Source organism: Salinispora pacifica CNR114, assembly GCF_000514775.1.
Taxonomy (GTDB): domain Bacteria; phylum Actinomycetota; class Actinomycetes; order Mycobacteriales; family Micromonosporaceae; genus Micromonospora; species Micromonospora pacifica.
This window is the reverse complement of the sequence record NZ_AZWO01000042.1, coordinates 21,161-40,558: the sequence shown is the minus strand read 5'-3', so window position 1 is coordinate 40,558 and position 19,398 is coordinate 21,161. Positions and strand designations below refer to the sequence as shown.

Genomic DNA, 19,398 nt, shown 5'->3' with positions numbered 1-19,398 from the left:
GAGCCGGTCGCGTAGCTGCTGTGCGGCGTCGGTCAGCAGGCGCTGAATCCTGCTTGTGGCGGTGTAGCGGGCGGCGGCGGCGATCCAGTTCGCGACATGCTCGGGCTGCTCGATCGCGGCCTCGGTCAGCCGGTCGGTCGCGAGGCGGTAGCCGGCGGCGCCTGCGGCGCGCCGCAGGAAGGTGTCGTCCATGAGGCGGTCACCGCCCCGTGCGCCGTACGGCAGGTGCGGTGGATTCTGGGTTTGGGATCATGTCGGGTCCTTCTACGCACATCGGTGGCGCGCGGTTCGGACACGGAAGCCCCGGCCAGGGGCGGCTCCTGCTGACGCGGACCGGCAATCTACGTCAGCCAGCCCGGGCTGAGCGCTGTGCTCGGCGCCCGGGTGCTCGCCGAGTTCGGAGACGACAAGACCCGTTACGCCAGCGCCAAGGCCCGCAAGAACTACGCCGGCACCAGCCCGATCACGCGGCAGTCCGGCAAGAGGAAGGTCGTGCTGGCCCGCCACGTACACAACAACCGGCTCATCGACGCAGTTGGCCTGCAAGCGCTCACGGCCATACGTGCCTCCCCCGGTGCCCGCCGCTACTACGACCAACTCCGCGCCCGCGGCGTCGGCCACCGCGCCGCGCTGCGCCAGCTCGGTAACCGACTCGTCGGCGTGCTCCACGGCTGCCTAAAAACCAAGACCATCTACGACGAAGAGACCGCCTGGCCCAACCTCACAGAACGCCTCGAACACGCCGCAGCTTGACACCAATTCACACGGGATGTCTGCACTGTCAGAGGCTGGGCGTTGTTCAAAGACAACTACTCACCGGGCCTTGACAGATCACCGCGATCTGAGAGGACGTCTGATTCACGTATTTTGTGTGTTGTGGTTGTAGGGGTTCTCGCCAGGTTGGGGTGCTTTCGGCGGTGAGGCGTTTAGTGAGGTTGTCGATCATGGCGACGGTGATCACGCTGGCGGAGTTGTCGGGTCGGGCTTCGTAGTCGCGGACAAGTCGGCGGTGGTGCATGGGCCAGCCCAGGGTGCGTTCGACAACCCATCGCCGTTTGACCACGCTGAAGCCCTTGACCTGGGGGCCTTTGGTGACGGTCTCGACGTCAACGCCAAGGTCCTCTCACAGCGGTCGTGTCACAGGTCGCCACCCGCCCACCCGTGCCAGTTCGCCGCGCACCTGTGACAGTCGCGGATCCGCTGACACGACAAAGCTGTGACAGACACGTGTGCCGGCGCCATCGGCTCGAACCTTTGACACGCAGACATCTCTCACAGTGCTGGTCAACGCGGCGATCCATATCTCGCAACAGGTCGCGACCGCCCACGCTCGCCACTTCTGTCAGTAACACACCGTGACTGACAGAAGTGCCGGAGCTAGGGACACCTAGCGGACAGCCCGCACCTGCGGCTGCTCGTCCGCCACGCCGAGCAGGCCGGAGAAACACCTACCAACCGGGACGAGACGCCGCCGAGCCCGCCCCTGTGAGCGGCTGTGAGCGCGGCAAGTGTTCGCCAGGACTCACAAACCCCGGTTTGGGGGTGTCAGCGCTTCACGGCGCGGCGCGGAGCCGACAACACATGAGCGAGCACACGCCGCACCAGCACAACCCGGCCGACCACATCGAGCCGGCCGACTCCACCCTGATCGACCTGATCGCCGGCGACCCGCCGGTACCGATCACGGTCTGGCGCACGGCCCGTACCGACGCCGAAACCCACACCAGCTTGCCCACCCGTCTCGCCTACCGCCTCGTCGCCGCCTACAGCCGGCGCGGAGAGGCGGTCGTCGACCTCACCAACGACCACGCCCTGGCTGCGATCTGCAGCCGGGGCGAACGCCAACACCACCGCGCCTGGTTCACCGACGGCTCCGGCCTGCTCATCGGTCCGGCCACCACCGGCCTGCAGACGGCGACCGAGACCAACCCGCTCCCCACCTCGCACGAGCCGGAGGCCGACGACGGCGACGGCGAGGAGCCGCCCGAGTTGACCGAGTGGTTCGGAGACGACCTCACCGACTCCGACCTGTCCGGCACCGACACCGCGGCCGTCCGGCCGCCCGAGGATGGCCCCCTCGACGCAGCCACCAGCCTGGTGGTCGCCTACTGGCCGCTACACGACGCGGACACGACCGCACGGGTCCGGCTCGCCTGGCTGTTGGCCGCCTGCGCGCGGCTCCTGCGTCCCGGCGGCTGCCTCGTCCTCGTGGTTGGCGTGCCCGCTGGCACCCAGCCCACGCCGGAGGACTTCGGTCCCCTCGTGGCCGCTGCCTCCAGCGCGGGGCTCGGCTACCTGCAGCACATCGTCGCGGTGGAAGCCGACACCGACGGGGACCAGTTCGTCTACCACGTCGTCACCGACGAGGAACTGCTCACCCTGGCCCACGCCAACCCCGAACAGTGGGCGGTGGCTCACCTGCGGGTGCATGCCGACCTGCTGGTGTTTACACCGCGCACAGCCCCGGCGCCCGAGTCGGGACGACGCGGCAACGGCGGTGGTCGCCGTGCCTAAGCGCACCGCAGCCGAAGGGCCCGGCCCGCAGGAGCCAGACAACACCAGCCCCGCCGCTGGCGAGGACTACGCGGACCGGCATCGGGAGTACGAGGGTCGCCACCGCGCCGACCCCGAGGGCCTGTCTGTCTGGGCCACCGCCCAGTCGACCGGCCCAGTGCAACGGCGCGGCCGGTACGTGCCGGAGTCGGTCAAGCACCCCGCCAGGATGCTGCCGGCGATCGCCGCCCACGCGATCGGCGCCTATACCCAGTCCGGTGACCTGGTCCTAGACCCGATGTGCGGGATCGGCACCACCCTCGTCGAGGCGGTCCACGCCGGCCGTGACGCCTTCGGCATCGAGTACGAGCCGCAGTGGAGCAACATCGCCGATGCCAACATCCGCCACGCCCACGACCAGGGTGCCAGCGGACGCGCGTCGGTGATCCGCGGCGACGCCACCCGACTGATGTCGCTCGTACCGAAGGCACTCACCGGCCAGGTGGCGCTCGTGGTCACCTCACCGCCGTACGGGCCGACGGTGCACGGACTGGTCCGCCCAGGCGAGGGCGGGGTCGTCAAGTACGACGACCGGTACAACGACGGCGAGGACAAGGGCAACCTCGCCTACCGCGACCTCACCGGCCTCGCCGACGGGTTCGCGCAGATCCTGGGCGGCTGCGCCACCCTGCTGCGGCCGGGCGGCGTCGTCATAGTCACCGCGAGGCCGTGGCGCAAGCGAGGAGAGCTGGTCGACCTGCCCAGCGCCGTCATCGCCGCCGGTCTCCGCGCTGGCCTCGTCCCGATCGAGCGGTGCATCGCGCTGCTCGCGGCCGTCCGCGACGGGCACCTCGTCGCCCGCCCCAGCTTCTTCCAGCTCCAGCAGGTGCGAAAGGCCAGGGCCGGCGGGGTGCCGATGCACCTCATCGCCCACGAAGACGTCCTGGTCTTCGCCAAGGGGACGTCGCCAGAAGACGGAACCGAGGTGGTTGCGTGACCGCACCCACCCACCGCTACCTGTCCCTGGGTGCCGGCGTGCAGAGCTCCACGCTCCTGCTGCTGGCCGCACAGGGCAGGATCCCACGATTCGACGCGGCGATCTTCGCCGACACGCGCTGGGAACCCTCAACGGTCTACCAGCATCTGAACCGGCTGACCGGTATCGCCGAGCGGGCCGGGATCGAGGTCGTGCGCGTCAGCACCGGAGACATCCGGGCCGACGCGCTCGACCCAAGGCACCGCTTCGCCTCGATGCCCTTGTTCACGCTCGGCCCGAACGGCGAGCGGGGCATGGCGAGACGGCAATGCACCTCCGAGTACAAGATCAAACCGATCAAGGCCGAGGTGCGGCGCCGGCTTGGCTACCCGCACCCCGCTCGGGTACCGGCCGGAGTCCGGGCGGAGATGGCGATCGGCATCAGCCTGGACGAGATCGGCCGAGCCCGCGACTCCGACGTCGGCTACATGCGAAACGTACACCCACTGCTCGACCTCGGTTGGCGGCGGACCGACTGCCTCCGTTACCTGCACCAGCAGGGACTTGGGGACACCCCGAAGTCATCGTGCGTGGGCTGTCCGTACCACGACGACGGCTTCTGGGTCATGCTGCACGAGCACAGCCCACAGGAGTGGGCGGACGCGGTCGCGTTCGACCACTCCATCCGCAACGGCTCCGCGCGAGCCAACGCCGATGGGCATCCGCTGCGGGGCCAGTTCTTCTTGCACAGGGCACGGGTGCCGCTCGACGAGGTGGTTCTGCGTCCACGCCCGCAGCCGACGGACATGCCGGGCTGCGGGCCGTGGACCTGCCCGCACGACGAGCCGACAGTCGCGGACACCGGACGCGGGGAGGTGGCGTGAGCATTGATCACACCACCCGCCCACGGATCGGATCCGTCTGCACCGGGTACGGCGGACTCGACCTGGCCGTCGAGCTGGTGCTCGGCGGCCAACTCGCCTGGTACGCCGAAACCAACCGGCACGCCAACGCCGTCCTCGCCCACCACTGGCCAGAGGTCCCCAACCTCGGTGACATCAGCGTCGTCGAATGGGCCCAGGTCGCGCCAGTCGACATCCTCACCGCCGGATTTCCCTGCCAAGACATCTCCAACGCAGGGCGACGGCAAGGAATCACAGGGGAACACTCCAGCCTCTGGAAGCACGTCGCCACAGCCGTTCGCGTACTTCGACCCCGCCTCGTCGCGGTGGAGAACGTCGCCGCCCTCCTCAGACGAGGACTCGACGTCGTCCAAGCCGACCTGGCCGAGATCGGGTACGACACGAGCTGGACGTGCCTACGCGCATCCGACATCGGCGCAGCACACCGCAGAGACCGGCTGTTCCTGCTGGCCACTCCCGCGGAGGGAGGGGGTGCCGAGGCTGCCGACGCCGTGCGCCCGTGACGGCAAGGGCCCCGGCCACCAATACGGGTTGCCGGATTTGGTCGAGCCGGGCGGTACTCGCCATGGCCTACTGCCCACCCCGACCGTGGCCGACAGCAGATCGTCGGCCAATGCCGCCCCCGGACGAACCACACCCAGCGGACATGCGGGACGGACTCTGACCGACGCCGCTCGGCTGCTGCCGACGCCGAGAGCCAGCGACACCGGCACCCTGGGCCGGCGGGCCGGCGCGGGGTGGCGGCCCCCACTGTCGCAGGTGCTGCTGCCCACACCGAGGGCAACCGACGGAACCAAGGGCTGCCCGGCGCAACGCGGGTCACGCGGGGACCTCACCCTCCCGTCGGCGGCCGTACGGGTACCGGCCCGGACCCTGCCCACCCCGCGCGCCTCCGACGCTCGCGGGCCCGGCCGGCACGGCGACGGTGGCGCCGACCTACGCACCACCGTTGCCGGGCTGGGCCAGCCAGACGCCGACCGGTGGGGCGTCTACGCCGAAGCGGTAGCGCGGTGGGAGCTGTTGCTCGGCCGGCCCGTGCCGGAGCCGACCCAACAAGGGCGGCACGGCAGGCCGGTCCTGGCCCCGCCGTTCGTGGAATGGCTCATGGGCCGCGACTGGCAGTGGGTGACCGAGCCGACGCTTGGGTTGCCGCGCACCGGCGCGCTGCGCGTACTCGGCAACGGCGTTGTCCCGCAACAGGCCGCGGCTGCGTTGCGGCTGCTGCTGTGCCCGTACCGGTGGGCGGTGCCGGAATGACCGATCCCACCTTGCTCGACGCCTACCGGTACCGGAAGGTCGGCCCGGTCGAGCTGCACCTCGGCGACGCCCGCCAGGTGCTCACCGCCATGCCGGATGCGAGCGTCGACTCCATCGTCACCAGCCCTCCGTTCTGGTCGCTGCGCGACTACGGCACCGGCACGTGGCGCGGCGGCAACCCCGCTTGTCCGCACCCGCTGCGAGCGGATCGGCGGATTGGCGGAGCGTCATGCGGTCGGTGCGGGGCGACGTGGGTCGACCCGCAGTACGGGCTGGAGCCGACCGTCGAGGAGTATGTCGACCGGCCTCGGGCCGGTGCGGGCAACCTTGTCCCGCTCGGCCACGCCCACACCGCCGCCCATCCCTGCGGTCGTAACCCGGGCGATGTGTGGCGGATCGCGACCCGCCCCTACAGGGGCTCGCACGTGGCGCCGATCCCCATCGATCTGCCGCTGCGGGCGATCGCGGCCGGCTGCCAGCCTGGTGGCCGCGTCCTGGATCCGTTCTCCGGAGCGGCGACGACGGCGCTCGCCGCACTCCAGCTTGGCCACCGCTACGTGGGCATCGACATCAGCGCCGCGTTCCACGACGAGGCCCTGATCCGACTCGCCCCGCACCTGCCCGAGAAGACGCTTGGGGAGGACGGCGGGTGAGCCTGCGAACCGTTCCAGTCACCTTCGCCGAAGCCTGCCGCTTCGTCGCGGAGTGGCACAGGCATCACCGGCCGCCGCGCGGTCACAAGTTCAGCGTAGGTGCGGCCCAACATGATGTCCTGGTCGGCGTCGCCGTCGTCGGGCGTCCGGTCGCCCGGATGCTCGACGACGGCCTGACGCTCGAGGTCACCAGGGTCGCCACCGACGGCACCCGTCACGCGAACTCGCTGCTGTACGCGGCGGCGTGGCAGGCAGCCCGGGCATTGGGCTACCGGCGCCTGGTCACCTACACCCAAGACGGGGAAAGCGGAGCCAGCCTCCGAGCGAGCGGGTGGCGAATCGTCGCCTCCCGACCACCGCAACCGGGCTGGTCACGACCCAGCCGCCCCCGCATCGACCACGGCACCGCCGATATCGCGCGGAGCCGCTGGGAACCATCGAGCTGACCACCACACCAGCGAACCATCCATCCAAGGGCCCGCCACCACGGTGGCGGGCCCTTCCCCCTCTCCCAAAGGACGAAACCTCATGGACAGCACGGCCAGCACTGCCGCAGACGACGCCCCCGTACCCGCTTCGGTGTGGACCGTCGAGCGCATCCGCGCGCTCGGGACGGTCACCGACGTCGCCACCGTCGGCGAGATCTTCGGCCTGTCCCGCAACAGCGCCTACGAGCTGGCACGTGGGAACCGGCTACCGGTGCCGGTGCTGCGGGTCGGATCCCGCTACCGGGTCTCCGTCGCCGCGATCCTCACCGCCCTCAGCGTCCCCACCGAACACCCCACCCCGCCGTCCACGACTTGATCACGCGGCCGAGACGAGCGGTGATCACCACCCAACGGACACCCGACAATCCGATGGTCGCCAACGGCGACATCGGCGAGGAGAGAACTCGTCATGGCAGACGGATCCATCACCAAACGCTGCGGCTGCCGTGAGGGCGGCACGCGCCTCGGCGCCAGGTGCCCCAAGCTACGCCGGGGCAACGGCTGGAACCCCCACCACGGCTCGTGGCGGTACCAACTCGAACTCCCGGTCGACGCCGCCGGAAAGCGGCGGCAGCTACGCCGCACCGCTTTCGACACCCGCGAGGAGGCCGCACAGGAACGCGACCACGCCCGCACGCTGCTCGACCTCGCTGGCCGCGACGAGGTGCTGCGCCGGCAGATCGCCGACCTGCTGCAGGCGTGCAAGCCAAACCAGCCGCTTCCCGACACTGATCACGTCGCCCGCCGCATCCGCGCCGACGTGCCCGCCGACAACCGGCTCACCCTCGGCGAGTACCTCGCCGAGTGGATCAAGGGTCGGACCAAGTTGGCACCGGCGACTAGGCGCAGCTACCAGGACCACATCGACAAGTACTGGACGCCGCATCTGGGGCAGGTGGCGTTGCAGGAACTCGGCGTCGCGCACATCGAGTCGGTGTTCGCGACGATCGACGCCCGCAACGCCGAGATCCTCGCCGCCAAAGCCAGCCCCGTCAAAGAGATTCGCGACGCGGTCAAGGGGATCCGCACCGTCGGCGATGCCAGCCAGCAGCGGATCCTCGCGACGCTACGCAAGGCGCTCAACGACGCACGCCGGCTCTACCGCCATAAATTAGTCGAGTACAACCCGGCCGAGTCGGTCGAGCTGGAGTCCGGCAGGCCGCCGAGGCCTCGGTTGTGGACGGATGTGGCGGTCAACCGGTGGCGACACACCGGCCAGCGGCCCAGCCCGGTTATGGTCTGGACACCGGCGCAGGTGGGCGAGTTTCTGGACTTCGCGGAGTCCGAGGATCGCGAGTTGTATGCCCTGTTCGATCTGGCTGTTCACTGTGGGCCACGGCGGGGTGAGTTGTGCGGCCTGCACGATTACGACGTCGACCTGGAAGCCTCCGCGATCACCATCACCACCCAGCGCACGAGCGTCGGCTACAAGATCGTCGAGAAGGCGGTGAAGTCGGCGGCCGGGGACCGGGTCGTCGAAATCAGCGACGAGAGCGTAACGAGCCTACGCCGGTACCTGTTCCGCCGCGCGGCGTGGAAGGTCGCCGCCGGTGACGCCTGGGTCGACAGCGACATCTTCTTCGTGAGACAGCGGGACGGCCAGCCGTGGCACCCGGAGACGGTCACGGGCCGGTTCGACCGGCTCGTCGAACGCAGCGGGCTGCCACCGGTACGGTTCCACGATCTCCGGCACGTTGCCGCGACCCTGATGCTCGCTACCGGAGCAACCATCAAGGAGATCCAGGACACCCTCGGCCACTCCTCCTACAACCTGACCGCCGACACCTACACCTCGGTGTTAGCGGAGTTGAAGAAGGCCACGGCCGCGGCGACGACCAAGCTGATCCCGCGCAGGAACCGCCCGAAGACGGCGTAGCGCGAACGCGAACACGGCGTCGGGGAAGGTCGCGGCGACCCAGCACCGTGCCTTCCCGTGCGGCATGGTTTCGATCGTGTCTAGCCGGTGCACCGACAACCGGCCGCTGCCCCGGGCATACCGGGAGAGCGCACCCACGGCTCCACCCGTGTAGATGACGAGACCGTGATCTTCATTGCGGCTCCTGCCACTCAGTTAGCACTCTCGCCACGCGTGCCGGAGTGTCGGCGCTGTCAATGAAGAGTTGGATGTGACCCGCCGGTACTCCACCGGTTGATGGGCTGCGCAGGCCGCAGCCCGCGCTGGACAGCCGGTAGGCGAGCTGGCTGGCCGCAGGGCCGGCGTGGAGCAGGATCGAGGTGGACTCACTGGGCGCGAACGGGATCCCAGCCTCGTCGAGCACTGCGGCGAGCCGATGCCGGCCCTCAACGACCACGTGCCGGTTCGCCTCGAACGTTGCATGGTCGGCGAGGCTGGCCTGCGCGGCGACCTGGGTCAGCGTGCCGATGTCGTAATGCAGGAGGATCGGCCCGAGCGCGCCCAGCACGGCAGGAGCCCCGATCATGTAGCCGGCACGCAGCCCGAACAGCCGGCGTGTCTTCGAAAGGCTGCGGCAGACGATGATCGGCACCCTGCGCTCGACGAGGTCGCGGAACCACCTGTCGAACTCGTCGTCGTCCTGGAACTCGCCGTTGACGTTGTCGAGCACGACCACCGCGCGGTCGGGCACAACCTGGGCGAGGGCGACCAGGTCGGACAGCGGCGTGGTGGTGCCGGTGATGTTATGCGGACTGTCGACCAGGACGATCCGGGTCCGCTCGGACACCGCGCCGACGAGGCCGGATAGGTCGTGGCGGTAGTCGCGTAGCGGCACCGCTCGGCCGATCAGCCCGTAGTCGACGGTGAGTGAGCGGTACAGGTGGCACGACGGCTCCGAGTAGACGGTTTCGCCGCCACCGGAGGCGGCGGCACGAGCGACCAGGTGGTGCAGCAGGATTGCCGTGTCCGCGCCGACGACGAACGCCTCGGGCGGCAGCGAGTACCGGCCAGCGAGGGCGTGCCGCAGACTGGCGGAGTGCGGTTCTGGTGCGGTGGTGAAATCGGGTGGTGCGGTGATGCCCGCGAGGCCGACAGGCGACGGGCCGTAAGTACTCGTCGCGCGGGGTTCAAACATTGCCGCCCTCCGGAACGGCTACCGGGGCCAGCGGGATCGTCCGGTGTTCTGCTGGATTGAGGCCGCGGCGGCTGAGGAACTCGGCAAACAAGTTCTCGATCCGACGGGTGAAGGTCAGCTCGTCCAGCAGTGGGCGCAGCCGGGCCCGGGCGCCGTAGTCCGTAAGGGTGGCGGGCAGGTGCACGCCGAGTTCCTCGGCGCTGCTCGGGCATCGCGTGACCCAGCCCTCTACCGAATGCTTGAGCCCGTAGAGGCTCTCCTGGCGGTACACGGCACAGCGTGTGCGCTGCTCGCCGCGGTAGCTACTCTTGAGCCGGATCCGGATGCCATCGTCAACCCGAGGCTTGAGCGGATCGTCGCTGCTGGTGGGGTTCATCGCGTCACCTGCGAGGCAAGGGTCTGGTCGAGATCCGACCACTCGGTCCGCAGGTAGTGACTAAGCGCGAACTCCCATGGACGCATGTCGTTAAGGCCCAGATCTTCCAAGGCGGCATTGCGTAGCACCTCAAAGCGAGGCCGGGCCACCGGGTACCGGTCGGCGAAGTGGTCCGAATCGACTGTCACCAGCCGCACCCGCCCAGCGAGGCCGAGTTCATGCAGAATGTGCGCCGCGATCTCCGCCCGGGTCGGCCCGCCGCAGCCGACCATGTGATACAGCCCGTACCGGTCAGTGTCGACCAGGCGCAGCGGGCGGCGGGCGAAGTCGACGGTGTAGGTGAGCGAGCCGAACTGGTCACCGACGGCGAAGATCGTGTCGGCGCCGTCGCGAAGCTGCCCGAGGACCGCACCGAGGAACGTGCGATCCCGGTCCCGGCCCCCACCCATCAGCCAACCCGCCCGCACCACGAACGAGCGCTCGCAGAGCTCGGTGACCAGTCCTTCGCCGCAACGCGTGGACCGCGCATACTCATTGACCGGGTTTGGCTCGTCGGACTCGACGTACGGCCGGTCGGTGGCACCGTCAAACACCCGCGCCGTGCTCACGTACACCAGCGTCGCGCCCATGACTGCGGCGGCGAGCGCGACGTTCTCCGTACCGGTGGCGTTCGTTGACCAGCCGAGCTGCGGGTCTGTCTCGCACGCCTCCGGATCGGTCGCAGCGGCAAGGTGGATGACCAGATCGGGGCTGAAGACCCCCATCATGTGATTGACAGCGGCCCGGTCGCGGACGTCGAGCTGGAGCCACCCCGGCTTGATGTCGGTCCGGACCAGTTGAGCACCCGTCTCGTCCAGCGCCGCTAGCACTGCGGATCCCAGCATGCCCGCGGCACCGGTCACCATGACCCGTTGCGGGCCGTCACGACGGCCGCTGGCGGCGACCTTTGCCGGCTGGGAAGTCATGAGTACCTCCAGAGGACCGTTCGCGGGCTGTCAGGAATTGAGCACGTCTCGTATGCCTCGGGTTCGCCCGCGTTCGCCGGCGGAGACCCGTAGTACGACCCTCACGCAGCGGAGTTCATGTCGGCCACGCTCGACACGGATTTTCGACATCGAGTCGTCGGTGACTCGAAGTGAAGAGGTACCTCGTTTCCCAGTCAGGGCTGGACGCAGTGTGAAAACTCATCTCCGAGAATCTCGATGGACAGCGACATTGAGGTGAAAATTTCTTATTTCGGGGCCTTCCCGTGACATCTAAACCGGCCAGGGCAGGTGGCCCTATCCCGAGTCGAAAATCCGTGTCGAGGGTTTCCGACACCGGCGACCTACGAACTCAGCGGTGAGGTCAACCGCACGGCCATGGAGTATTGGAACAAACACGCTAGGCCGCCGATCCGCGTCCGCAGCAGCGGCGAAATCCGACACCTCATCAACGGCCTGTAATTGATCGATCCCGGGCTCGTGTCCTGCTCGCTGTGGCGCAACAAGACAACCGACGGCGCAATGCTGCCCCAGTACGCTGCGCTCGCCCGGAAAGCGTGACAACCGTGAGCCATTCCACCGCAATCGCAGCAGGTGCCGGCGGAAGTTGTTGGCCGGCCGCGCCACTTAGTCACCGGACCCTCGCGAGGCATCGGCGAGGCGGTGGCGCCGGCCGACGTATCTGACCGGCGCCATCCTGACCGCTGACCCCGGCTTCACCCTGTCGAGAACGAAAAGCCCGATCCGCTACGGAGAAGGGGCAGTGAGCGGTGGTAGACCGCACGCGCCTGCCACTCACGAAATTTTCCCGCTCTGTCAGGTGCCTGCATTCTCCTTGTCCCCGCCTCGCTCGCCGCTCTGTCTGTGAACGACCATTAGGGCGACATCGGTTAGGGTGACTGCTTGCGCAGGTTCGTGCTGGTCGGTCGTTATACATAGGTCGAATTTCATCGGGCGCGCTTGCCTCTACATCAGCGATGGCTTCGTCCCAGGGCGTCCGGACACGTTCGTCTCGCATGCCATCTCGATTCGCGGGAGTAGCCAATGTGACAGTGCCCTTGGGCGCGGTGATACACCGGCCTGGGTGGTCGCGCCGTAGGGTACGACGACGTGACGGGCATCGACACACTCCAGACGATAAGTACGACCGAGCTGTCCACGTACGAGGTGGAGGTCAAGTACCGCATCGGCGACCTCTCGGCGTTGGAGGGGGCTCTCAGGATGCGTGGTGGGGTCCTGTCAGCGCCGATCGTTCAGGATGATCAGGCGTACGCGAGGGTCGGTTGGGCGTACGGCCAGTCCAAGATCGGGGTACCGTTTGCGCGTCTGCGTACCGAGCGAGGTCGACATCTGCTGACGGTCAAGACGCCGGTGGCCAATGAGCAGTCGTGTGTTGAGCACGAGACCGAGGTGGCAGATCGGGAGCAAATGCACGCCGCGATTCAGCAGCTAGGCTTTTACCCGACGGTGAGGATTCGCAAGACGCGCCGCACGGCCACCATCGGGCCGATGTCGCTCTGCTTGGACGAGGTAGACGGGCTTGGTGCATTCCTGGAGATCGAGCGCATCGCCGTCGGCGACCACGGTGAGCGGGTCCAGGCCGAGTTGGATCGGTTCGCCGTCACGCTGGGGGTGCCACTGCAACGCACGATGGACACCTACGATTCGCTGATCCGTGCGCGGATGGCGATGACCTAGAACAGGGTCGCCGGCTCGGCCACCGCCGGCAGGGGGCGAATGTCGATCGTGTCGACCAGCAGGTCCAGGTCCAGGGTGACGGCCGCGTGGTCGGTGAGGCGCTGCTCGCGGGGCTCCTGCAGGTAGCGGCCACCGCAGAGCCGGTCGCGCAAGGCGGCGCCGACGTGCAGGTAGTCGAAGCGGTAGCCGTTGCCGGCCCGGCCGTACCAGCTGTGCTGCTGGACGCCTGGCGCGAGATAGTGGTGTACGTCGGTGAGGCCGGCAGCGGTGAGGGCGTCGAACAGGGCGTACTCGAACGGCAGCCACACACCGGAATAGGCCGGTTGGTGGTCGCGAGTGACGGCGTTGTAGTCCCCGCCGAGCACCAGGTGTGTCCGCTCGTCGTCGGGCATGCGATCGAGCGTGTCGACGAGGGAGGCGAGGAACGTCCGCTTGCGCTCGACCCTGCCGGGGGCACGGTTGCTAGACGGAACGTAGATGCCGAGCACCGTCATCGGTGGATCGGTGTGAACAGTGGCGGCGACGGCTCGCCCGGGGATACTCAGCCCAGCGGTGATATCCGGCCGGGCGGTGACCGGCACGCGGCTGATCATCGCCGCGCCGCGGTCGCCGGGCAGGGGCGGATGCTGCACCTGGCAGCCGGCACGGCGGAACTGGTCGAGCAGATAGGCAGTACCGTCACCGCCGCTGGTTTCGGTCAGCAGGAGGACCTGTTCCGGGCGGCCGGCGAGCCACCGCACCAGCGGCTCGGCACGCCGCCGGGAGGTGGCCTGGATGTTCAAGGTCAGGATCGATAGCACGAGGCGAGACTGTCAGGCCGCCGGGCGGCGGGCGAGCAAGGGGCTGAGAATATCGAGGATGGCGGAGACCACCTGGTCCGGGTCCCGCTCCCGGCAATCGATCTTCGCCTGATGCCATGACTGGCGGCCAAGGAAGTCGAACGCCTGGTCGTAGAGCTGCAACTCGCGTTCGGGAGTGCCGGTGGCCTCCAACCTCGTCAAGCGCCGACGTGCGGCGAGTCGCCTGGCGATGGTACGCGAGTCGTCGACCAGATAGATCGAGATGGCGGGTTGCAGGACGTACCGGTTGTAGCTCCAGATCTCCCGTAGGTCGACCGCGTCAACCCGTTGCAGCACCAGCGAGGACTGCACGTACCGGTCACTGATCACGATGTTGCCGGCGTCGAGCGTAGGGATGATCTCGTCCTCGACGTGCATGGTGCGGTCGGCCGCGATGGCGAGCGCGAGAGCGCGGCCGTGGATGATGGCCTCGGCCTCGCGAAGCAGCTCGCCCAGGCGGGTCCTGGTGGGCTCGGTCGTCAGGTGCACGGATTGATCGGCGCGATGGCGCAGTCGCTCGGCCAGTAGCCTCGCGATGGTTGTCTTCCCAACGCCGTTGGGTCCCTCGATCACGATCAACACGACGCGTCAGGCTCTGACAGGTTGGATCGACACCAGCGGGAGCCGGACGGCCTCGGGCGGGCACTGTTCGGCGTCCGGTTCACCGATGCGCTTCCCGGCGGCGACCACCGCTGCCGGGCAGCCATTGCCGCAGGAACCGCTTAACGTGCATGCGCCACAGGTTGCGTTGGCCCCGACCTGGTAGCGGTCGTGAAAACGGTACTGATCGAGGGTGTCGGAGATCTCCCCGTTGAGGATGTTGCCGATCAGAAACTCCCGGTCGGTGTGTTGGGACTGCGGTGTCCGGGCGGCGAAGACCAGGTACGGGCAGACCGCCGTGTCGCCGTTAGCGAAGACGTAGATCAGGGTGCCGGCGTCGCAGCCGGATAGGGGCCGGCTGTCGTTCGGAAACCGGATTGGCACCAACTCGACGCGGCTGGCTAGGGGCGTGGTGGCGGCGGCGATCGCCCGCATCGTCTGCTCCGGCGCGGCGAGCCGCCGGTGAGACTTCACGCCCCGGCCGAAGCTCGACAGCGGGTTCATCAACACATACTCGGCTCCCAAGTCTGCGGCGAACGTGCACAGCTCGGCGAACTCCTCCGGCTGGGTAAGCACGTTGGGCGTCGACAAGATGCCGTGCAGCAGCCCGGCCTCGGCAAACTTACGCGTCGTTTCCCGGGTGACGGTGAAGGAGTCCCGGTTACCCCGAAACCGGCCATGCGAGGCGGAGCGGAACCCGTCGAAGCTGACGTTGACCCGCACCTTGCCCAGCGCGGCGAGCGCGGCGATCTGTCTGTCGCTCGTCTGGGTGGCGTTAGTGCAGATCTTGATGGCCAGCCCCATTCCAGATGCAGCAGCGCAGATTTCCAGTAGATGAGGATGGACGAAGGGCTCCCCGCCCGTAAGCGTCAACCGCGCGACCCGGGCTCGCCGGAGCCGGGGCAGGACCGCCTCGACCATATCGTCGAGCGTGATGTCCATCCCGGCCTGTGTCGATGAGACAAAGCAGTGAGCGCAGTGCAGGTTGCACCGCTCGGTGATCTGCACCAGCGCCTTGCGTTCGCCGTCCTCCACGGAGGTCCGGAAATAGCAGGAGCTAGCGTGAGTATCGACGACCAACCGCTTACTCATAAGCCCTCCCGGTACCCGCCCGCTCCCAGGGCGGCGTTGGCATCGCCTGGCCGGGCTCACGGGACTTTCGATCTAGTTAACGGGGAATCTGTTCGTGTCGAACACCCTCGACACCGAAATCCGACACGGCCAGACGTCCGGACACGTTCGTCTCGCATGCCATCTCGATTCGCGGTAGTAGCCATGGTCCGCTCGTCGATCTGAACGGCGCGAATGTTCGATTCGAGGACGGCTTGGGCAGTTGCGTGGCTGACAGGCGGCACGGATCTCATGTCGATTCTTCGTGTCGACGGTGTTCGACGCCAAACACATTCGCCATAACTGAGTTCTGACATCGATCGCTGCGACACAGGAACCGACCGGGTACGGCAGGTAGCGCGCCACCGTCCGAGGCCGGCCGGCGTCGCAGCCGGTGGAGCGAGCCTGCGGCTCGCGCCACCTGCGACTGGGGAGGCAGGGTGCAAGTCCGATTCGACGCGGCGGCCGGAGGGCCGCACAGGACTGGCCTGCACGTCCAACTGATGCGGGTGTGTGTGGCGCCGGCGGCTGCGGTAGCGGTGATCGGCGTGGGGACGGCGGTCTCGGTTCTGGCACTGGCGCCGGGTCCAGTCCCGATGACTGCCACACTGGTGGTCCTGTGCGCTGCGGTGGCGTGCCTCGCGATTGTCACCAGCGCTTTCGTTTACGGTCGTGCAATCGCCCGGTCCGTTGCCCGCGCCGCAGTGGCCATCCCGCCCGCTGCGGGGCAGCCGGTGGCGGGGCAGCAAGAGGTGTATGTCGGCCTTGCACGGCGGTTGCAGGGCTTAGTGCATCGGGAGATCCAGTTGCTGGATGTCCTGGAGGCGCAGGTCGAGGACCCGGACTTGCTCAAGGGGTTGTTCCAGGTCGATCACCTCGCGACCCGCATGCGCCGCTATGCGGAGAACCTAGCGGTGGTCGGAGGGGCCGTGCCGCGGCGGCAGTGGAGCCGCCCGCTGCCGCTGGTCGAGGTACTCCGCTCGGCGATCGCCGAGGTGGAGCAGTACGCGCGAGTACGGGTCGTACCACCGGTCGAGGGAACAATGCAGGGGCATGCGGGAGCCGACGTCGTGCACCTGCTCGCCGAATTGATCGAAAATGCGACCGCCTTCGCACCTCCTCACACGGAGGTAACGGTGCGTGCTCGCCGGGTGGCGGCCGGGGTGGCGGTCGAGGTTGATGACCGCGGTCTGGGGATGCCACATCCTGAGCAGGATCGCGTGAACGCTCTGCTGGCGGACCCGAGCCGGGTGGATGTCGGGAACTTACTGCGCGACGGCCGGATCGGGGCGTGGGTCGTCTCCGCGCTGGCCCACCGGCACGGCATCGAAGTCCTATTACAAAGCAACGTCTACGGCGGCATGCAGGCGGTGGTAGTCCTGCCGGCGGCGTTGCTCGGAGACCGAACGGCCGAGCAACCGACGGCCGTGGACCTAGGCCAAACGCCATCGTCGGGCGGGCCAACAGGAACCCCGACGGTGCCATCGCCACTGATCGGTACCCCGCCATCGCCGGCCAGCGCGCGTAACCGCCTACCCGCGCCGCCACCCGAGGAGACGCAAGCCGCGCCATCCGAGGCGTTCCCGGTAGGCCCCGTTCCTGCTGTGGCCACCGGTCAAACGGGCGGGAACGGCGGGGCTGCCCGCCCCGCGCTGCCGCGCCGTCAGCGGCAAGCACACCTGGCCGCCCCGCTACGACAGAGCCGTCCGGCGTCGGTGAACCGCCCGGCCGGCGACCACGACCCGACCATGATGGCCAGTTTCCTGCGCGGCGCCGCCGCGAGCGGCGACCCCCGTTGATCGTGAGAAGGAGTTGTGCTGTGACGACCAAGACGCCTGGCCAGGAACTGGCCTGGTTGCTGTCCGGCCTGGCGGAACGCGTGCCACACACCCGCAGCGCACTTCTGCTGTCGTCCGACGGGCTGCCTCGGGCCGCCCACGGACTGGACAATGACGCCGCGGACCACTTGGCGGCGATCGCCTCCGGGTTGTTCTCCCTGGCCCGCAGCGCCGGCGAGAGGTTCGACCGTAGCAACGGCGTGCGACAGGTGCTGGCCGAACTCGACGAGACGCTGCTGTTCGTCACAGCGGCGGGTGAAGGCGCGGTTTTGGCGGTGCTGGCGGGCCGCCAGGCGGATGTCAGCGTACTCGGCTACGAGATGTCGCAGATGGTCAAAAGCGTCCGGCCCTATCTGGCGACACCTGCCCGCGGCGCCGGTGCACCGGTCCCCGCCGTTCGATGACCACCGCCGGCGGTGCACATCAGGAAACCTGGCTCGACGACGCGGCCGGACGCCTGGTGCGCCCCTACACCGTCAGCGCGGGGCGGACCCGGCCCACGCACCCGATGGAACTGCTGTCGTGGGTTGTCGCCACCGGCGCGCCACCTCGAGGACGGCTGGAGCCGGACCACGACGTGGCCCTGCGCCTGTGCGGTGTCGCGACCACCGTCGCCGAGGTGGCCGCCCGGATGAGGCTACCGGCGGCGATCGCCAAGGTGGTGCTGGCGGATTTGGTGGCGGTCGGCGCGGTACGCACCCGCCCACCCAGCCCGGTCGCCGACCCGACTGACCGACCGATCCTGGAGAAGCTTCTTGCCGGACTACAGCAACGACTCTGACTGGACACCGAACGCGTTCAAGGTGTTGATCGCCGGCGGGTTCGGCGTCGGGAAGACCACCTTCATCGCCGCGACGAGCGAGATCCCACCGCTGTCCACTGAAGAACTACTCACCGAGGCCGGCGTTGGCACCGACGACCTCACCGGGGTGGAGGGCAAAACGACCACCACCGTGGCGTTGGACTTCGGCCGCATCACCATCGACTCCGAAAACATGCTGTACCTGTTCGGCACGCCAGGACAGGACCGATTCTGGTTCATGTGGGACGAGCTGTGCCACGGCGCGCTTGGCGCGGTGGTGCTGGTCGACACCCGCCGCCTGCCGGACTGCTTCGCCGCCGTGGACTTCTTCGAATCCCGGCACATGCGGTTCCTGGTCGCCGTCAACGAGTTCGACGGTACCCACCGCTACGACCCTCCTGAGGTGCGGGCGGCTCTGAGCTTGCGGCCCGAGGTGCCGCTCGTGATGTGCGACGCCCGCCACCCACGGTCCGCGACCGCCGTCCTGGTGGCGCTCCTGCGGCACCTGATGCTCACCGACCCCCCGCCCGTATCCGCTAATCCGTCGATAGAGGCAGGCAGCCGAGCATGACCAGCGACAGTTTCGAGCCGCAACCCCTGACCCCGCCCGACCGGGAGGCGCCGCAGCGGCTGCACCGGCTGCGGGCGCTCGGACTCGGCAGGCCCGAACGGGAGTTCGACGACTTCGCCCGCAGGCTGGCACAGACCACCGCCATGCCGTGGGCGATGGTGAACTTCCTCGACGAGCACGGCCAGTTCTTCGCCGGCTTGTACACCGCCCGGACCACCCAGCCGGGGATATCGGCACCGGTCACCCCACTCGAACCGGGCCGCCGTATGTCTCGCGACCAGGGGTTCTGCCCGCACGTCGTCGCCCGGCGCAAGGCGCTCGTGCTCGACGACGTCTGCTCCTACCCACGGTTCGCCGGCAACCCCGTTGTCGACCAGCTCGGCATCCGCACCTACCTGGGCGCCCCGTTGATCGACCACACCGGCACCACCCTGGGAACGATCTGCGTCGTCGGCACCGAGCCCCGCGCCTGGGGCCAGGAAGGGCTCACCACCATCAAGAACCTGGCCGCCGAACTGTCCGAGCTCATCAACCAGCGAGAACGCCCTCCCCGGTAACTCCCTGGAAGGCCCGACAACCTCCGATCGCGCTACCGACCTCATCCAGCGGACATGGGACACACCCGTCGCTCCGGCCGGTCGGCAGCTCAAGTTCCAGGAACTGCTTGTGACAGCACCCCCACCACGGTCCCACCCGGCGGCGTAACCCACCGCCGCCGGAGGGCACCGTGGGCGACTCACG

21 protein-coding genes and 3 pseudogenes are annotated in these 19,398 nt (G+C 68.5%); 16 read left to right on the top strand and 8 right to left on the bottom strand.

Annotated elements, in window-relative coordinates; genetic code table 11:
• Window positions 1-192, bottom strand: a pseudogene (locus tag B118_RS0121390) (hypothetical protein); the annotation flags it as partial.
• A gap of 147 nt (window positions 193-339) precedes the next feature.
• Between B118_RS0121390 and B118_RS0121385 the strand changes: the two are divergent.
• Window positions 340-753 (top strand): annotated as a pseudogene (locus B118_RS0121385) (IS110 family transposase); the annotation flags it as partial.
• A 139-nt stretch (window positions 754-892) separates the two neighbouring features.
• On the opposite strand, the pseudogene B118_RS30925 reads toward B118_RS0121385, so the two are convergent.
• Window positions 893-1,117 (bottom strand): annotated as a pseudogene (locus tag B118_RS30925) (IS5 family transposase); the annotation flags it as partial.
• A gap of 464 nt (window positions 1,118-1,581) precedes the next feature.
• Here B118_RS30925 and B118_RS0121380 point away from each other — a divergent pair.
• The 9 genes from B118_RS0121380 (at window position 1,582) to B118_RS0121340 (ending at window position 8,666) form a co-directional block, all read left to right on the top strand.
• The gene (locus tag B118_RS0121380; RefSeq protein WP_028193396.1) at window positions 1,582-2,514 is read left to right on the top strand and encodes a hypothetical protein; all 933 of its coding nucleotides are present in this window, start codon (window positions 1,582-1,584) and stop codon (window positions 2,512-2,514) included.
• Complete coding sequence (locus B118_RS0121375) at window positions 2,498-3,490, top strand: TRM11 family SAM-dependent methyltransferase (RefSeq protein ID WP_028193395.1); 993 nt, start codon at window positions 2,498-2,500, stop codon at window positions 3,488-3,490. The genes B118_RS0121380 and B118_RS0121375 overlap by 17 nt, the downstream gene beginning before the upstream one ends.
• On the top strand, window positions 3,487-4,353 hold the full coding sequence (locus tag B118_RS0121370) for an adenine nucleotide alpha hydrolase family protein (RefSeq protein ID WP_028188984.1): 867 nt from the start codon (window positions 3,487-3,489) through the stop codon (window positions 4,351-4,353). The genes B118_RS0121375 and B118_RS0121370 overlap by 4 nt, the downstream gene beginning before the upstream one ends.
• Complete coding sequence (locus B118_RS0121365) at window positions 4,350-4,895, top strand: DNA cytosine methyltransferase (RefSeq protein ID WP_028188985.1); 546 nt, start codon at window positions 4,350-4,352, stop codon at window positions 4,893-4,895. Before B118_RS0121370 ends, B118_RS0121365 begins: the two co-directional genes overlap by 4 nt.
• On the top strand, window positions 4,864-5,649 hold the full coding sequence (locus B118_RS0121360; RefSeq protein WP_155256589.1) for a hypothetical protein: 786 nt from the start codon (window positions 4,864-4,866) through the stop codon (window positions 5,647-5,649). Before B118_RS0121365 ends, B118_RS0121360 begins: the two co-directional genes overlap by 32 nt.
• Window positions 5,646-6,302 carry a DNA methyltransferase gene (locus B118_RS33155; RefSeq protein ID WP_080678127.1) on the top strand — a complete coding sequence of 219 codons (657 nt, stop codon included), beginning with the start codon at window positions 5,646-5,648 and terminating at the stop codon, window positions 6,300-6,302. The genes B118_RS0121360 and B118_RS33155 overlap by 4 nt, the downstream gene beginning before the upstream one ends.
• Window positions 6,299-6,748, top strand: a complete 450-nt coding sequence (locus B118_RS0121350; protein WP_028193392.1) for an XF1762 family protein — start codon at window positions 6,299-6,301, stop codon at window positions 6,746-6,748. The genes B118_RS33155 and B118_RS0121350 overlap by 4 nt, the downstream gene beginning before the upstream one ends.
• Before the next feature lie 82 nt (window positions 6,749-6,830).
• Entirely contained in the window at window positions 6,831-7,106 is a 276-nt protein-coding gene (locus tag B118_RS0121345; protein WP_028193391.1) for a helix-turn-helix domain-containing protein, read from the top strand.
• 93 nt (window positions 7,107-7,199) lie between these two features.
• On the top strand, window positions 7,200-8,666 hold the full coding sequence (locus B118_RS0121340) for a tyrosine-type recombinase/integrase (RefSeq protein ID WP_028193390.1): 1,467 nt from the start codon (window positions 7,200-7,202) through the stop codon (window positions 8,664-8,666).
• Between the two features lie 172 nt (window positions 8,667-8,838).
• Here B118_RS0121340 and B118_RS0121335 read toward each other — a convergent pair whose 3' ends face one another.
• The 3 genes from B118_RS0121335 to B118_RS28845 are packed head-to-tail and all read right to left on the bottom strand — an operon-like array spanning window position 8,839 to window position 11,181.
• Window positions 8,839-9,840 (bottom strand): pyridoxal phosphate-dependent aminotransferase, encoded by a 1,002-nt coding sequence (locus B118_RS0121335; protein WP_028188988.1) that lies wholly within the window; start codon window positions 9,838-9,840, stop codon window positions 8,839-8,841.
• Window positions 9,833-10,216 carry a hypothetical protein gene (locus B118_RS0121330; protein WP_028188989.1) on the bottom strand — a complete coding sequence of 128 codons (384 nt, stop codon included), beginning with the start codon at window positions 10,214-10,216 and terminating at the stop codon, window positions 9,833-9,835. The genes B118_RS0121335 and B118_RS0121330 overlap by 8 nt, the downstream gene beginning before the upstream one ends.
• Window positions 10,213-11,181, bottom strand: a complete 969-nt coding sequence (locus tag B118_RS28845) for an SDR family oxidoreductase (RefSeq protein ID WP_050592280.1) — start codon at window positions 11,179-11,181, stop codon at window positions 10,213-10,215. Before B118_RS28845 ends, B118_RS0121330 begins: the two co-directional genes overlap by 4 nt.
• Before the next feature lie 1,128 nt (window positions 11,182-12,309).
• Between B118_RS28845 and B118_RS0121320 the strand changes: the two genes are divergently transcribed.
• Window positions 12,310-12,897: a class IV adenylate cyclase gene (locus tag B118_RS0121320; RefSeq protein ID WP_238324074.1), complete on the top strand. Its 588-nt coding sequence runs from the start codon at window positions 12,310-12,312 to the stop codon at window positions 12,895-12,897.
• On the opposite strand, the gene B118_RS33150 is transcribed toward B118_RS0121320, so the two are convergent.
• From B118_RS33150 to B118_RS33145, 3 genes are read right to left on the bottom strand one after another with little or no spacing between them, the layout of a single operon-like run.
• Entirely contained in the window at window positions 12,894-13,697 is an 804-nt protein-coding gene (locus tag B118_RS33150; protein WP_050592281.1) for an endonuclease/exonuclease/phosphatase family protein, read from the bottom strand. The two genes, B118_RS0121320 and B118_RS33150, sit on opposite strands and share 4 nt — an antisense overlap.
• Before the next feature lie 12 nt (window positions 13,698-13,709).
• Window positions 13,710-14,318 carry a dTMP kinase gene (tmk, locus tag B118_RS28835; protein ID WP_050592282.1) on the bottom strand — a complete coding sequence of 203 codons (609 nt, stop codon included), beginning with the start codon at window positions 14,316-14,318 and terminating at the stop codon, window positions 13,710-13,712.
• 6 nt (window positions 14,319-14,324) lie between these two features.
• The gene (locus B118_RS33145) at window positions 14,325-15,428 is read right to left on the bottom strand and encodes a radical SAM protein (RefSeq protein ID WP_028193389.1); all 1,104 of its coding nucleotides are present in this window, start codon (window positions 15,426-15,428) and stop codon (window positions 14,325-14,327) included.
• 521 nt (window positions 15,429-15,949) lie between these two features.
• Between B118_RS33145 and B118_RS0121300 the strand changes: the two genes are divergently transcribed.
• Genes B118_RS0121300 through B118_RS0121280 form a run of 5 tightly spaced genes read left to right on the top strand, consistent with a single transcriptional unit; the run spans window position 15,950 to window position 19,214 of the window.
• Window positions 15,950-17,245, top strand: a complete 1,296-nt coding sequence (locus tag B118_RS0121300) for an ATP-binding protein (RefSeq protein ID WP_028188991.1) — start codon at window positions 15,950-15,952, stop codon at window positions 17,243-17,245.
• A gap of 20 nt (window positions 17,246-17,265) precedes the next feature.
• Complete coding sequence (locus B118_RS0121295) at window positions 17,266-17,688, top strand: roadblock/LC7 domain-containing protein (RefSeq protein ID WP_028193388.1); 423 nt, start codon at window positions 17,266-17,268, stop codon at window positions 17,686-17,688.
• Window positions 17,685-18,065 carry a DUF742 domain-containing protein gene (locus B118_RS0121290; RefSeq protein ID WP_028188993.1) on the top strand — a complete coding sequence of 127 codons (381 nt, stop codon included), beginning with the start codon at window positions 17,685-17,687 and terminating at the stop codon, window positions 18,063-18,065. The genes B118_RS0121295 and B118_RS0121290 overlap by 4 nt, the downstream gene beginning before the upstream one ends.
• A complete protein-coding gene (locus B118_RS0121285; protein ID WP_028188994.1) occupies window positions 18,040-18,657 on the top strand; it encodes a GTP-binding protein in 618 nt (205 codons plus the stop codon). Before B118_RS0121290 ends, B118_RS0121285 begins: the two co-directional genes overlap by 26 nt.
• Window positions 18,654-19,214, top strand: a complete 561-nt coding sequence (locus B118_RS0121280) for a GAF domain-containing protein (RefSeq protein ID WP_028193387.1) — start codon at window positions 18,654-18,656, stop codon at window positions 19,212-19,214. The genes B118_RS0121285 and B118_RS0121280 overlap by 4 nt, the downstream gene beginning before the upstream one ends.
• Window positions 19,215-19,398 lie beyond the last annotated feature (184 nt).

What these genes read in the sequence shown, in the direction of transcription:
- B118_RS0121335 (WP_028188988.1), bottom strand. Translation starts at nt 9,840, where the DNA reads ATGTTTGAACCCCGCGCGACGAGTACTTACGGCCCGTCGCCTGTCGGC.
- B118_RS0121300 (WP_028188991.1), top strand. Translation starts at nt 15,950, where the DNA reads ATGCGGGTGTGTGTGGCGCCGGCGGCTGCGGTAGCGGTGATCGGCGTG.
- B118_RS0121290 (WP_028188993.1), top strand. Translation starts at nt 17,685, where the DNA reads ATGACCACCGCCGGCGGTGCACATCAGGAAACCTGGCTCGACGACGCG.
- B118_RS0121280 (WP_028193387.1), top strand. Translation starts at nt 18,654, where the DNA reads ATGACCAGCGACAGTTTCGAGCCGCAACCCCTGACCCCGCCCGACCGG.
- B118_RS0121380 (WP_028193396.1), top strand. Translation starts at nt 1,582, where the DNA reads ATGAGCGAGCACACGCCGCACCAGCACAACCCGGCCGACCACATCGAG.
- B118_RS33145 (WP_028193389.1), bottom strand. Translation starts at nt 15,428, where the DNA reads ATGAGTAAGCGGTTGGTCGTCGATACTCACGCTAGCTCCTGCTATTTC.
- B118_RS0121345 (WP_028193391.1), top strand. Translation starts at nt 6,831, where the DNA reads ATGGACAGCACGGCCAGCACTGCCGCAGACGACGCCCCCGTACCCGCT.
- B118_RS0121330 (WP_028188989.1), bottom strand. Translation starts at nt 10,216, where the DNA reads ATGAACCCCACCAGCAGCGACGATCCGCTCAAGCCTCGGGTTGACGAT.
- B118_RS33155 (WP_080678127.1), top strand. Translation starts at nt 5,646, where the DNA reads ATGACCGATCCCACCTTGCTCGACGCCTACCGGTACCGGAAGGTCGGC.
- B118_RS28845 (WP_050592280.1), bottom strand. Translation starts at nt 11,181, where the DNA reads ATGACTTCCCAGCCGGCAAAGGTCGCCGCCAGCGGCCGTCGTGACGGC.
- B118_RS0121340 (WP_028193390.1), top strand. Translation starts at nt 7,200, where the DNA reads ATGGCAGACGGATCCATCACCAAACGCTGCGGCTGCCGTGAGGGCGGC.